Raw genomic sequence first — 13,080 nt, 5'->3', positions numbered from 1 at the left:
TTCCAGTACCTAGGGAACGTCCAGAATCGGTGGTGCGCGGATCGGGGCGGAACCCGGCACCCGCCGGATTCCGCCCCGATCACCGCTGCGTGCAGGTTCAGCTCCTGCGCAAAGCCAGCGCGCCAGCGCTAGCGGGTTTGCCGGCCGCCTTCCCAGCCCTCGGCCTGTACCTGCTCCTTGCGCAACTGCGCTTCGAGGCGCTCTTCCTCGATGACTGTTTCCTTTTCCAGGCTGACCCGTTCAACTGGCTCAACAGTCTTCTCCACGACGGGGCGTTCCTCATGCAAGGTCACCTCCTGCTCGTCTTCAACCGGTTCTCCGCTGGTGCCAGCGGCTTCGGCATCCGTGATGGGCTCGCGCTCAAGCCGCACTTCCTCATGGCTCACCGGCACGGTGGTGGCCACATCCTCGGTGACCACGTGCTTGCGCAGGCGCACCTTGCCGGTTTCCACGCTTTCGGTTCCCACATGCAGGCGCTCCTCGGAACGGATGGCAGAGGCCTGGGAAGTGCCGTCCACCGGATCACGCACGTCTTCCCGCGAATACTCGGCACGGGCATCGGTCTCCGGGACGCCGGGCTGCACGGAGGTCTGGTCCGCTTCCTGGTAGGACAGGCTGTAGTAGTGGTAGAGCTCCTGCTCCTGCTCTGGGGTGAGCTGGCCCTCCGGATCGATGTTCGGGGCGTCCTTGACGGTCTGCTTGCCATAGGGCACCGAGAGCGTATCGCCGGCGACCGTTGCCTGGCTGAGCGGAACGAAGCTCTCGGAGAGGCCGAAGAGGCCCGTGCGGACGGTCGCCCATTCTGGCTGCCCGCTGCGGTCGTCAAGGAAAATCTGGCCGAATTTGCCGATCTTCTGGCCGTCGGGGCCAATGACGGTGCCGCCAATTGCGCTGAGTTCCTGAAGTTGTTCTGTGCTGATCATGGGTCTGTCCTCCTGCTGCGTTCGACTTCGGATCAATCCAGTAATTCCAGTCCGGCTGGCCAGTGGCCGGCCGGCTGAAGCTGCGCCTCCAAGTGGGCGTGACGGCCCGCAGCTTGGCTTCTTGCAGTGCATTGACAAGCCGCGGTGATTAGAGCGTGGCACACTTTGCAAGCCCTTGCACTCGGGCTTGTGCTTGCATGGCCGCAAGCTCAGTAGCAGCTGTGAAAAGCGGTCAGCAGGTGCCCGGGACAGCTATCGGGCGTAGGGCGAGGTGGGTGAATGGGTGACTGCGAGCAGCTGCTTCCGCAGCTGCTGCGAAGCTGGAAAATCGCTGGGTTTCCTGCCGGGGAACGGCCGTCGGGGCCAGCTGCCGTCTAATGTTCAGTTCGTATTGCTGTACAGGGAAGGCGAACCAGCATCCATGACCAGGACCTTTGGGATCGAAGAGGAATTCTTCCTCGTGGATCCGGAAACTGCCGCCCCGGTGCCGATGGCCGATGAGCTCAGCGCCCAGCTGCTTGGCCTCGAACTGCAGGGCACCACGGTCCACCGCGAACTTCTGGCCAGCCAGCTGGAAATCGTCACCGGAATCTGCACCTCTGCGCAAGAAGCCGTGGAAGCGCTGGTGCTGCGGCGCGCCGCCATTGAGCGGATCTGCCGCGAACACCAGGTGCTTCCGCTTGCTTCGGGAACGGCGCTGGGGCTTCCGAGCACTACGGAGTTCACCAAGGGCCAGCGCTACGCAACCATCCACGAGTTCGTCCCGGGGATCGCCCGCGAGCATTTCATCAACGGACTGCACATCCATGTGCATGTCCCGGATGCCGCCGCCGGAGTCCGGGCGCTGAATGCCTTGCGCGGCTGGTTGCCGCTGATTGCAGGAATGGGCGCGAACTCTCCGATCTGGAACGGGGAGCCGACCGGCTTCGCCTCGTGGCGGACGGTGCACTACCGCAGATGGTCTGCGGCAGGCATCCCGCCGGCTTTTGCGACAGCGCAGGAATACCAGCAGCGCATTGAGGACATGATCACCTCCGGGGCGCTGCTTGATCCGGGGCATATCGGCTGGTTTGCCCGCTTGTCGGTGAACCATCCGACCATTGAAGTCCGCGCGGCGGACACGCAGATGGCAGCCGGCGAATCCGTGGCCTTGGCTTTGCTCATCCGGGCCATTGTGGATACCGCTTCGGAAACGGACAGCCCTGCCAGCACGGCAGCGTCCGAAGTTCTCGACCTGGGCCTGTGGCAGGCGGCGAAGTCGGGAGTGGAAGGCACCTATTTCGATAGCGAAGCCAGGACTCCCGTGCCTGCCAAGGCCATGATCCAGCGGGTGCTCGATTACGCGGGCCGGCACTTGCAGCGCAATGGCGATGAACAGTTCGTGGCCGATTACCTCGACTCGCTCGCGAATCTCGGCAATGGTGCCACGCGCCAACTCGAGAGCTGGAACCAGGGCGGGGCGAAGCAGGTCGTGGCTGATGCTGCCAAGCTGTTCGCGCAAGCCTGACAGGTTTTCGCAGGAGTAACGCGCATGGAGAAATACCGCTTGTAGCGGGTTCGGCAGAGGCCTACTATCAAGGCAGGGAGTCGATCCTGCATGAACGGCCAGTACGGGGGTGCTGGGACGGAGGAAAGTGATTCCTGCATACTCGCAACATCGAGGGGGAATCATGAGCACTCCAGCTGCAGTACCCGGGCGCATGACCAAGGAGCAGAAACGCGTCGCGGGAGCGACCATGGTGGGCACCACCGTGGAGTGGTATGACTACTTCATCTACGCCAACGCGGCGGCCCTGGTCCTGGCCCCGCAATTCTTCACTCCCGCCGAAGCGTCGCTGGGCTCCATCATCGCTTTCGCTACCGTCGGCATCAGCTTCCTCTTCCGCCCGTTGGGCGCCATCGTGATGGGCCGGGTGGGTGACAAGTACGGCCGCCGCGCGGTGCTGATCATCACCCTGGTGCTGATGGGCGTCGGCACCACATTGGTGGGCTTGCTGCCCACCTATGCGAGCATCGGCATCTGGGCTCCGATTCTCTTGATCTTCCTGCGCATCGTCCAGGGCTTCTCCGCCGGCGGCGAGTGGGGCGGTGCGGCATTGATGGCAGTGGAGCACGCGCCGGATCATGCGCGCGGCAAATTCGGTGCCTTCCCGCAGCTCGGCGTCCCGGCCGGCATGCTGCTGGCCTCCGCAGTCAGCGCCATTATCGCCGCCGTTCTCTCCCCGGAGCAGTTCATGGCCTGGGGCTGGCGCATCCCGTTCCTGCTCAGCTTCGTGCTGATCCTCATCGGCTACTACATCCGCCAGCGCGTGGAGGAATCCCCGGTCTTCGAGGAAATGGCCCGGACCAAGCAGACCGAGTCGGCCCCGCTGTCCACGCTGTTCAGCAAGCACCCCAAGAAGGTCATCCAGGCGACGCTGGTATTCATGGGCAACAACACTGCCGGGTACATGCTCACCGGCGGCTTCATCCTGGGCTATGCAACGAACAAGCTGGAACTGCAGGCTGGCGACATCCTGAATATCATCACCATCGGCTCGCTGGCCTGGCTGATCTCCACCTGGATCGGCGGCGTGGTCTCGGACCGCATTGGCCGCAAGAAGATGTTCATCATCGGCTGGGTGCTGCTGCTGGCCTGGCTCTTCCCGCTGTTCTTGCTGATCGAAACCCGGAATTTGGCCTGGGTCACCGTGTCCCTGGTGGTCTTCGGCGCTTTCATGGGTTTCTCCTACGGACCGTTGCCGGCGCTGTATGCCGAGCTGTTCCCGGCCCGCATCCGCCTGAGCGGTTCCTCGATCAGCTACGCCCTGGGCTCGGTGGTCGGTGGCGCGTTCGCCCCGACCATTGCCGCAGCGCTGGTGGGCCAGTTCAATACCACCGTGGCGGTCTCGACCTATCTGTTCATCTGGGTGGGCGCTTCGCTGATCGCCACCCTGACCTTGAAGGATCGCACCGGAGCTGATTTGTATCCGCAGGAGGGCGCAACCGGAGAATCGGGAGGCCACACAGAAGAAGCCGGGCCCGAGCATTTGTGAGCAGTGGCGGTGAACGGGCAACTAGCTGCCCGTAACATCTGCGATACAAACTGCTGATATCTTGTCGCTCATGACGTTGTCCATTGAACCCGCAGACTTCGAGGATCCCTCCCTGGGAGCCTTCCTCGAAGCCCACCTTGCTGACATGGCACCGCAGTCGCCACTGGAGTCCCAGCATGCCTTGGACTTGGCTGCGCTACGCCAGCCAACCGTCCGGCTCTGGACAGCGCAGAAGGATCATCGCATAGTGGGAACTTGCGCGTTGGCGGTACTGGAGCCGGGCCACGAGGAGCTCAAGAGCATGCGGACGGACCCGGACTTCCGCGGGCAAGGCGTCGCTTCCCGGTTGCTGTTCCATGCTCTGGAGGATGCCGCGCAGCGCAAGCTATCGCGCATATCCCTTGAAACGGGAGCGATGGAGTTCTTCGCACCTGCACGCTCGCTGTACCGAAAGCACGGCTTCCAGCAATGCCAGCCCTTCGGTTCCTATCTGGAGGACCCCAACAGCATCTACATGACCCGGATCCTCGAACTGAACTAGCTCTTGGGCAGGGCACTGCCAGGACTTCTTGTGCCCGTTGGGCCAAAGGCCATGAAGGACACCAAATTCGGTCGATTCCGGGCAAGGCTGGAGCGCTGGCGAGGACTGGCTGAATCTAACTTGCTTGCCGACTATCCATCAGCCCGCCACTTCCGGAGGGTTCCTAGCAGTGGTGGGCTGATGGATTGCTTAATATGATCGTCAGGAGACAGCTGGCTCGGGGTGGCTGGTCGGGGTGTGGATGATATCGAAGTAGACATCGGTCTTTTCAGGATCTGGGAAGACGCGGTAGGTGAATTCTTCGCCGGTGAGCGTGACGATCTGCGAATCGCGGGTGAACAGCACCTTGCCAGCGTCATCCTTGGCGACGATGCTGCGGGTCTTGCCATCGTCGCTGACGGTCCAATCGCCCTGCATCTTGGGAGAGTCATCCAGGTTGTACATGTAGAAGGTGCCATCGGCGCGGAAGTAGGCGTTGCCCACGAAGTTGCTGACATCCTTGTCGGAGAGCTCCACTGCTTCGCCTTGGGCATCCGTGGCACCGGTGGTTTCCCAGGCGGTGGAGGACAGGATCTCGGACGGGGTCATGGTGCCGGTGGCTGCTGATGCGCCCTGCGTGGCTTCGGCGGTGCTGCCTGCGTTGGCCTGCCCGGCTTCGGCGCCGGCGGTGCAGCCTGCCAGCAGCCCGATAGCCAGGGATGCGCCGCCCAGCGACATGAGCAGCTTGGAGATGTTGATGTGCTTCTTCATGGGTTCTTCCTCGATTCACAAAAGATGATGTCCACTAAGGCCCGGACGGGGCTTGGTGATAAATCAATCTTGTCGTTTCAAGCCAGCAAAGACATCGGCCATCAAGCTGGGACTGGCGGCCTGGTGGATGAGTCTTCCAGCGCCTTGCGGCACCTAGCGCATGCCTTCCCGGCGGAGGGCGGTGGTGATCGCCTCGACGCGTGTTTCCACGCCCAGCTTGGCATAGATATGGGCCAGGTGGGTCTTGACCGTAGCTTCCGAGATGAACAGCCGCTGGCTCAGCTCCTTGTTGCCAAGCCCCTCGACCAGCAGGCTGAGCAATTCCGCCTCGCGTGGAGTCAGTGCCTCGTCGGGGTTGCGCAGTCTGCGGAAGAGCTTGGAGGCCACCGGGGCGCTCATCACGCTCTTTCCGTTGGAGGCCCCGCGCACGGCGCTGAAGATCTCCTCAGGGGCGGCATCCTTGAGCAGGTATCCCATGGCGCCGGCATCCACGGCCCGCACGATATCCGCATCCGAATCGTATGTGGTGAACACCAGCACCGCCTGCTTGGAGTTGCGCTGGTGGATTTCCTTGATCGCGTCGATGCCGTCCATGCCCGCGCCCATCGCCAGATCCATGACCACGACACCGGGGGAAAGATTTTCAAGGATCCGCAGTGCGGCCTCGCCGGAGCCGGCCTCGGCGATGACCTCGATATCCGGCTGCGTATCGAGCAGCGCTTTCAGCCCGCTGCGGACCACGAGATGGTCATCGACCAGAAGCACCGAAATTGTTGTCATGAGATGTTCTCCTCGCTGGGGATCTGCGCGGCGATGATGGTTCCGGAACCCGGGGCGCTTTCTACCGAGAATTCCCCTCCTAGTTGCTCCACGCGCTGCCTCATGGCGCGCAGCCCGTAGCCGCCGGACTGGGAGGGGGCCTGGAGCTTTTCCGGGGTGAAGCCCCGACCGTTGTCATGGATGTCCAAGGTGACGGTGTCCTGGAGGAAACCGATGGTGACGGTGGCCTGCTCCGCCCCGGAATGCAGTTTCACATTGGCGGCGGCGCTTTGCACCACGCGCAGCAGGGCATGGCGGACCTCGGGGGATACCGGTCGCTCGGTGCCCACGACATGAAGCTGGAGATCCGCGAGGTAGGCGGCAGCGGCTTCGCGGAGCACCTCGGGCAGCGGACCGGCATCCGTGGCAGGCGAAGCCAGGTCATGGACCAGCCGCCTGGTTTCCATGAGGTTCTGCCTGAGCAATTCGCTGGCCTGGCGGACTTCATCCTGCGAGGCCGCTGCAGGCCAATTCCGGTTGGCCGCTTCGAGCAGCAGCAGGCTGCTGGCCAAGCCCTGGGTCACCGTGTCATGGATTTCCCGGGAGACCCGTGCCCGTTCGGTGATGATCCCGGCGCGGCGCTCGCTGGCCGCGAGCTGCGATTGCGCACTGGAGATCTCCTGGTTCAGCCGGCGCTGCTCCGCCGCGTCCCGTTCCATCCTGTCGAAGATCAGGGTCAGCATTGCGCCGATGGCGATGGGCCCGAGCAGCATCACGATGTCCTTGTCGTCGCTGAACCTGAACCAGCTCACCGCCGCGGCCAGGATGGCCAGCCCGCCGGCCAGGTACCCGGCCAATCCGCGCAGCGTCCTACGGCACAGGAAGAAGAGCCCGAAGGAGCACCAGGCGAAACTCGGTGCGAGGAGCACCAGAACCGAGGACGTCGCTACCAGAATGATGACCCACCGGCCCTGGCCCATTCCCCGGTTCACCAGGAATGCGGTGACCAGATAGAGGGCGCAGACCACCCCGGCGAGCACCATGATCCAGAGGTTCTCCACCGGGTCATGGCGTAAGACGTAGCGGATGAGCGCGGTGAGCATGAGCACGGCAAAGCCGATATGCACCAGGGTGTCGATGTCGGCCCGTGGCGCCAGCAGGGAATTCGGGGCAGCGGTATCGGTAGAAATGGGAGGACCTTTGTCGTGGTGATGATGCTTTCCCCATCGTAGAACCTGGGGCCGGTGTTGTGCTCCGCCTTTTGGATGGTTTTCATTGCCTATCGGAGGATGCCCGCAACAGCCGTAGTGCAAGATGATGGAAAGAAGCCAGTTTTCCGGACTACGGGAGATCCCCAGCAAGGAGTATTCATGAACAAGAACCAGGACCCGTCAACTGCCACGCAGATCAGGGCTATTGGCTCTGGAAGAAGAGTCGTGGCCATCGGCGCACTGCCGCTTGCGGGCTTGGCTATTCTCGCCGGGTGCTCCATGGCAGCGCCCGAAGCGGAACCCACGGCTACTCCTGCACCGATCAGCACCGGCCCCGCAGCGCCAGAAGCCACGGCACCGGAAACGAGTCTCTCCGACGAGGAGCAGGATGAACTGGATCAGCGGCTGATCCGCGCGGCCAAAGACAATGACGTGGAATTGGTGCGGGAACTGATTTCCGCAGGAGGGGACGTCAATGCCAAGGATGATCTTGAGGATTCGGCCTTTCTCTATGCCGGGGCCGAGGGATTCAACGAGATCCTGGAGCTCACGCTGGAGAATGGGGCGGACGTCAAGAGCCTGAACCGCTTTGGCGGGACGGCGCTGATCCCGGCCAGCGAACACGGGCATGTCGAAACGGTGAAGATGCTCATCGAGGCGGGGGTTCCGGTGGATCACGTCAATGACCCGGGCTGGACGGCGATGCAGGAAGCGGTGCTGCTCAACGACGGGGGAGAAGAACAGCAAGAAGTCGTCCGGCTGCTGCTGGAGGCCGGCGCGGACCCGGACATCACTGACCCGCAGGGGCGCACGGCGCTGGAGAATGCGAAACGCCTCGGCTTCGAAGAGCTGGCCGAGGTCATCGAATCCCACGGGTAGATCCGGCCAGCGGCCGCGTTACCAATCATTCATTCCACGTTTGCTAACGAGTACGGCAGTCTCGTAATTCGCTGTCACTTTCCGGTGTTTGAGTAATGGTGTTCTCGAAATAGAGGGCACTCGCACCGCTTTGAAAGGTCCGCCTCATGCGCCACCCTGCACTCGTTCCCGTGAGCCTGCTCGGCCTCGCCGCCTTGGCTCTCACGGGCTGCCAAGCATCGGCCACCGCGGCCGATGCGCCCATAAAGATCGCCACCCTGCCCGTCTCGGATGACCCGACGGCGGTCAATCCCAACGAAGCGCTCGTGGAACTGCTCGAAGCCGAAACCGGTCGCGAGGTCGAAGTCACCGACGTTCCCGACTACCTCAGCGTGGTGGAAGCAATCCGAGCAGACCATGTCGACATGGGGATCATGAGCGGTTTCCCCTCGGCGCTCGCGCTGAACACCGGAGAAGTCGATTCCCTGCTGGCGTGGGAGGGCAGCGACGATCCGGTGTCCACCTGCGTGGTGCTCGAAGACTCACCGGTGAAGTCCCTGGAAGACTTCCGCGGCAAGACCATCGCCTTCGCGGACCAGGCTTCGAGCTCCGGCTACTTCATGCCGGTGTACATGCTGCACCAGGCCGGGCTGGAGCAGGGCAAGGACTACGAGGCCATCTTCGCCGGCGGGCATGAGGGCAGTTTCGCCGCCCTGGCGCAAGGCCAGGTGGACGCGGCCTGCACCGCTAACGTGCTCACCGAAATGGGAGCACCGATGTTCCCCTTCGCCGAGGGGCAGTGGCGCGCGGTTGGACAGAGCCCATCCATGGAAATCATGGGCAGCGTGCTGGCCCGCCAGTCGCTGGATGAGGAAACCCGCACCGCACTGCAAGAAGCCCTTCCGAAGATCTTCTCCGAAGAGAACAAGGAGGCCCTGGCCAGCTACTCCTCGTTCATCGGACTGGACGTCGAGGTCGGCCCAGACCCCAGCCGGTATGCCTCCTTCGCCGAAATTGCTGAGGTAGCCGGTGTTGAGCTAGAGGACCTGAAATGAGTCCCGTTCTCAAAACCGGAGCAGCTGCGCTGCCCACCGAAATGATGAGCACCGCCGAACTGCGCCGAGCTCTGCCGTTGGCCACCGTGCGCGGGCTGGAGGTCAGCTACGAGAAGAAGAAGCCGGTGCCCGTGCTGGACGGTGTTGACCTGGACCTGTTCCCGGGCGAGATGGTGTCCCTGCTGGGTGCCTCGGGGTCGGGCAAGTCCACCTTGATGAAAAGCCTGACCGGTTTCGCCCCGGCGACAGCTGGCACGGTGCGCGTGGCAGGCCATGACCTGCGCAATCTCCAGCGCGGCGAGCTGCGCCAGCTGCGCTCCGAGGTGGGCCAGGTCTTCCAGCAGTTCAACCTGATCCCGCGCTTAAGCGTCCTGTCCAACGTCCTCACCGGTGCCCTGCACCAGGCAGGGGCCATCAATCTCGTGGGAGGCTTCTCCAGCGCGCATCGCAAATATGCCATGGAACTGCTGGACCGGGTAGGGATTGCGCACAAGGCCAAGGAACCGGCCCGTTCGCTCAGTGGCGGGCAGCAACAGCGCGTGGCCATCGCCCGGGCGCTGATGCAGCGGCCCCGGCTGATCCTGGCCGACGAGCCGGTGGCGTCGCTGGACCCGAAGCTTGCCGATTCGGTCCTGCAGCTGCTGCGGGACATCGCGCAGCAAGACGGCATCCCGGTGCTGGTCAGCTTGCATGTGGTGCCGCTCGCGCTGGCCCACAGCGATCGCATCGTGGGGCTGCGCCAGGGCAAGATGCTGTTGTCCGGGAAGTGCAGCGAACTGGATGCCCAGTCGCTGAAGGGGATCTACGAAGACGGTGATACCGATGTCCACTGAAACCAGAACCGTTTCACCGGCGGACCATGAGCTGCCGGCCTCCGAGAGGACCCGCCTGGAACGGGCCTTCTCCATCCCGCGCGCACGCTTCCTGCTGGGCATACCCGTTGCACTGCTGATTCTGCTGTGGTCCGCGGGCGGCGTGGGCTTCGATTTCCTGAAGCTCGGCCAGGGAACACTGAATATGGGCGAATTCCTTGCCCGGCTGTTCCCGCCGGACTTCTCGAAGATCTCGATCATCCTGGAATTGCTGCTCGAAACCCTGCAAATGGCCATCGTCGGAACCGTGCTGGGCGTGGTGCTCTCGCTGCTGGTCGCCTTCGGCGCGGCCTCCAATATCGCGCCTCCATGGCTGTATTACCCATCGCGCTGGGCCATGAACGTGATCCGTGCCGTGCCGGACCTGGTATTCGCCCTGATGTTCGTCTCGGCCGTGGGTTTGGGGCCTTTCGCCGGCATCCTGGCCATGACCCTGGGCTCGCTCGGGTCCATCGGAAAGGTCTTCGCCGAGGCCATGGAATCGGTGGACAAGGGACCGATGACCGCCATGCAGGCCGTCGGCGCGTCCAAGCGGCAGGTGATCCAGTACGGCATCCTGCCGCAGGCCGCCCCGCTGCTGGTCTCCTACACGCTGCTGCTCTTCGAGGGCAACGTGCGCGGCGCAACCATCCTCGGCCTGGTGGGTGCCGGCGGCATCGGCCTGGAGCTGACCACCGCCATGCGCATGTACGACTACGGCCACCTGAGCGCCATCATCATCTGCATCATCGTGCTCGTCACGATCATCGACCAGGGCAGCGCCCTGATAAGAAGGAGAATCACATGAGTGCACCAGCCATCGAACTTGAGCTCAGCGCACCGGTCAACCTGCGGGACCTGGGTGGAATCCGGATTGCCGGGGGCACGCTGCGCCCGCAGCTGGCGATCCGCACCGATGACATCGCCTATGCCACCCGCGAAGTCGCACAGCAATTGGTGGGCTCAGGACTGGCCGCGGTCATCGACCTGCGCTCGCCGGCAGAAGTCGCCACGACCGGACGAGGTCCGCTGGCTGAATTCCCGGTGGCCTATCACAACCTTCCGTTGATCAGCGATGTCTCGCGGTCGACACCGAAGGGCGCCGAGGGATTCACCCATGAGGCCATGGGCCGGATGTACCTTCAGATGGTGGAGAACTCCGCCGCGCAGCTGGTCACGGCTTTGAACATCATTGCCTACTCGCCGGGGACCACAGCCTTCCATTGCGCGGCAGGACGAGACCGCACCGGCGTGCTGGCCGCCATGCTCCTGCTCGCTCTGGGTGCCAGCGACGAGGACATCGTGGCGGACTACGCGTTGACCGGGCAGAACATGCGCGCCATCATGGAGCGCAACCGGCCGGTGATGGGCGCCATGTGGCGGGCTTTGGGCATGGACTTCTCCGAGGTAGACACCTCGCAGCTGCTCAGCGGATCCATGGACGTGGCAATGGAAATGATGCTCGGAGAGCTGCGGACGCGCCACGGTGATCCTCTGGCCCCGCTGCGTGCCGCTGGGCTGGGCGAGGACACCATCCAGCGCCTGTCCGAGCGCGCAGTGCAACGATGAGCGTCTTGGCCGTAGAACAGGCGCCGGTGCGCCGGCGTCCGGGACGTCCTCGGCATGAGGAGCTGGAGCAGAAGGTACTGGATGCAGCGCTGGAATTGATCGATGCGGAGCAGGAGATCACGATATCCAAGCTGGTGGAGCGCAGCGGAGTCAGCCGTGCTGCGCTCTATCGCAGGTGGCCGTCGCTGACCTTGCTGATCGCTTCGGCGCTGAACACCGGACGAGTCGTGCCGCCGGCCATTTGCGGTGACGGGGATTTGCGAAGGAACATCTTCGAGGCGCTCTTTGGCCACGGAGCGGAACAGGCAGTGGAGATGTACTCGGAATCCCGATTCAGGCAGCGCATCCGCCTGGTGATGGCTGACCGCGAGCTCCAGCGCGCTTATTGGCAATCGCACGTGAAGGTGCGCAGGGTGCCGATTGAAGATGCGCTGCGAGCGGGGATGGAAAGCGGGATACTGCGCAGCGACCTGGATATCGAATCCTGCTTCGATACCTTGGCAGGAGCCGCGTACTACCAGCTGGTGGTGCGCGGCGAGAGCTTCCGCTTGCCGGAAACCCGCGCCAGGCTTGAAAAAGCCTTTGACATGGTTTGGCGGGGAATGGTCGCTTTCCCTTCCCGATAGATCCGCCTTTGCGGCGGAATGCCTCCCGGAAGATTGGGTCTTCCGGGAGGCATCCCGTCTGCCTGCGGCTCACGCCTCGTAGATGAGCAGAACAAGTGATTTACAGCGGGGTAACGTAGGCTCCAGCGATGCCGCCGTCCACCAGGAACTGGCTTGCGGTGATGAAGGAAGAATCATCGGAAGCAAGGAAGGCTACCGAGGCCGCCAGCTCATCCGGTTCTGCGAAGCGACCAAGCGGTACATGCACCAATCGGCGTGCCGCTCGTTCCGGGTCCTTGGCAAAGAGCTCTTTGAGCAACGGGGTGTTAACCGGACCGGGGCAAAGCGCGTTGACTCGGATGCCCTGCCGGGCGAACTCGATACCGAGTTCGCGGCTCATGGACAGCACTCCACCTTTAGAAGCCGAGTAGCTGATCTGGCTGGTCGCCGCACCCATGACAGCGACGAAGGTAGCAGTGTTGATGATGGAGCCCCGTCCCTGTTCCTGCATGTAAGGCAACACGTGCTTGCCGCAGTAGTACACGTTGGTCAGGTTGACCTCTTGCACCTTGCGCCAGGCATCGATGCCGGTATCCAGGATGGAAGCGTCACCTAAAGGGGAAATCCCCGCGTTGTTGAATGCGATATCCACCGAGCCGTAGGTCTCCTTGACTGTGGCGAACAGGCCCTTGAGGCCTTCCTTATTTGTGGCATTAGTGCGGACGAAAAGCCCGCCTTCTTTGGCTGCTTTCTGGATGATTTCCTCAGCACAGATATCGCAAGTACAACTATCGCGGTTCAAGAGACGTAATCGAGGAATTTTTGGCATCCGAGGAAGTCAATACGATATCCGGTAGAGCTGACGACGATTAGGACCTTTGGAAAAGATTCGTAATCGTGAGTTGGGTAGGTGCGTGCCTTTC

14 protein-coding genes are annotated in these 13,080 nt (G+C 62.9%); 9 read left to right on the top strand and 5 right to left on the bottom strand.

From position 1 onward, the window contains the following. Positions 1-128 precede the first annotated feature (128 nt). Complete coding sequence (locus tag ACFVHU_RS07850) at positions 129-923, bottom strand: YsnF/AvaK domain-containing protein (protein WP_388023724.1); 795 nt, start codon at positions 921-923, stop codon at positions 129-131. A gap of 421 nt (positions 924-1,344) precedes the next feature. Between ACFVHU_RS07850 and ACFVHU_RS07845 the strand changes: the two genes are divergently transcribed. The 3 genes from ACFVHU_RS07845 to ACFVHU_RS07835 all read left to right on the top strand — a co-directional run bounded on the left by ACFVHU_RS07845 (position 1,345) and on the right by ACFVHU_RS07835 (position 4,499). Beyond that, the gene (locus ACFVHU_RS07845; protein WP_388023721.1) at positions 1,345-2,430 is read left to right on the top strand and encodes a YbdK family carboxylate-amine ligase; all 1,086 of its coding nucleotides are present in this window, start codon (positions 1,345-1,347) and stop codon (positions 2,428-2,430) included. Between the two features lie 163 nt (positions 2,431-2,593). Beyond that, entirely contained in the window at positions 2,594-3,958 is a 1,365-nt protein-coding gene (locus ACFVHU_RS07840) for an MFS transporter (RefSeq protein ID WP_388023718.1), read from the top strand. Between the two features lie 70 nt (positions 3,959-4,028). Continuing rightward, a complete protein-coding gene (locus ACFVHU_RS07835; protein WP_388023716.1) occupies positions 4,029-4,499 on the top strand; it encodes a GNAT family N-acetyltransferase in 471 nt (156 codons plus the stop codon). A 201-nt stretch (positions 4,500-4,700) separates the two neighbouring features. Here ACFVHU_RS07835 and ACFVHU_RS07830 read toward each other — a convergent pair whose 3' ends face one another. The 3 genes from ACFVHU_RS07830 to ACFVHU_RS07820 all read right to left on the bottom strand — a co-directional run bounded on the left by ACFVHU_RS07830 (position 4,701) and on the right by ACFVHU_RS07820 (position 7,135). Then, on the bottom strand, positions 4,701-5,249 hold the full coding sequence (locus ACFVHU_RS07830) for a DUF4822 domain-containing protein (RefSeq protein WP_388023713.1): 549 nt from the start codon (positions 5,247-5,249) through the stop codon (positions 4,701-4,703). A gap of 153 nt (positions 5,250-5,402) precedes the next feature. Continuing rightward, positions 5,403-6,029 carry a response regulator gene (locus ACFVHU_RS07825; RefSeq protein ID WP_388023710.1) on the bottom strand — a complete coding sequence of 209 codons (627 nt, stop codon included), beginning with the start codon at positions 6,027-6,029 and terminating at the stop codon, positions 5,403-5,405. After that, positions 6,026-7,135: a sensor histidine kinase gene (locus ACFVHU_RS07820; protein WP_388023707.1), complete on the bottom strand. Its 1,110-nt coding sequence runs from the start codon at positions 7,133-7,135 to the stop codon at positions 6,026-6,028. Before ACFVHU_RS07820 ends, ACFVHU_RS07825 begins: the two co-directional genes overlap by 4 nt. Before the next feature lie 243 nt (positions 7,136-7,378). On the opposite strand from ACFVHU_RS07820, the gene ACFVHU_RS07815 reads away from it, so the two are divergent. The 6 genes from ACFVHU_RS07815 (at position 7,379) to ACFVHU_RS07790 (ending at position 12,178) form a co-directional block, all read left to right on the top strand. Next, positions 7,379-8,098 carry an ankyrin repeat domain-containing protein gene (locus tag ACFVHU_RS07815; RefSeq protein ID WP_388023704.1) on the top strand — a complete coding sequence of 240 codons (720 nt, stop codon included), beginning with the start codon at positions 7,379-7,381 and terminating at the stop codon, positions 8,096-8,098. A 146-nt stretch (positions 8,099-8,244) separates the two neighbouring features. Further along, entirely contained in the window at positions 8,245-9,132 is an 888-nt protein-coding gene (locus ACFVHU_RS07810) for a phosphate/phosphite/phosphonate ABC transporter substrate-binding protein (RefSeq protein WP_388023701.1), read from the top strand. Then, positions 9,129-9,965 (top strand): phosphonate ABC transporter ATP-binding protein, encoded by an 837-nt coding sequence (gene phnC, locus ACFVHU_RS07805; protein ID WP_388023698.1) that lies wholly within the window; start codon positions 9,129-9,131, stop codon positions 9,963-9,965. The genes ACFVHU_RS07810 and phnC overlap by 4 nt, the downstream gene beginning before the upstream one ends. Beyond that, complete coding sequence (phnE, locus tag ACFVHU_RS07800) at positions 9,955-10,791, top strand: phosphonate ABC transporter, permease protein PhnE (protein WP_388023695.1); 837 nt, start codon at positions 9,955-9,957, stop codon at positions 10,789-10,791. The genes phnC and phnE overlap by 11 nt, the downstream gene beginning before the upstream one ends. Beyond that, on the top strand, positions 10,788-11,552 hold the full coding sequence (locus ACFVHU_RS07795) for a tyrosine-protein phosphatase (protein ID WP_388023693.1): 765 nt from the start codon (positions 10,788-10,790) through the stop codon (positions 11,550-11,552). Before phnE ends, ACFVHU_RS07795 begins: the two co-directional genes overlap by 4 nt. Further along, positions 11,549-12,178, top strand: coding sequence for a TetR/AcrR family transcriptional regulator (locus tag ACFVHU_RS07790; protein WP_388023690.1), 630 nt, complete (start codon positions 11,549-11,551; stop codon positions 12,176-12,178). Before ACFVHU_RS07795 ends, ACFVHU_RS07790 begins: the two co-directional genes overlap by 4 nt. 100 nt (positions 12,179-12,278) lie before the next feature. Here ACFVHU_RS07790 and ACFVHU_RS07785 read toward each other — a convergent pair whose 3' ends face one another. Then, positions 12,279-12,986 carry an SDR family oxidoreductase gene (locus ACFVHU_RS07785; protein ID WP_388023687.1) on the bottom strand — a complete coding sequence of 236 codons (708 nt, stop codon included), beginning with the start codon at positions 12,984-12,986 and terminating at the stop codon, positions 12,279-12,281. Positions 12,987-13,080: the final 94 nt, after the last annotated feature.

The organism is Glutamicibacter sp. NPDC127525, assembly GCF_042672105.1.
Classification (GTDB): domain Bacteria; phylum Actinomycetota; class Actinomycetes; order Actinomycetales; family Micrococcaceae; genus Glutamicibacter.
The sequence above is the reverse complement of the archived record's forward strand: the minus strand, read 5'-3'. Positions and strand labels throughout refer to the sequence as shown.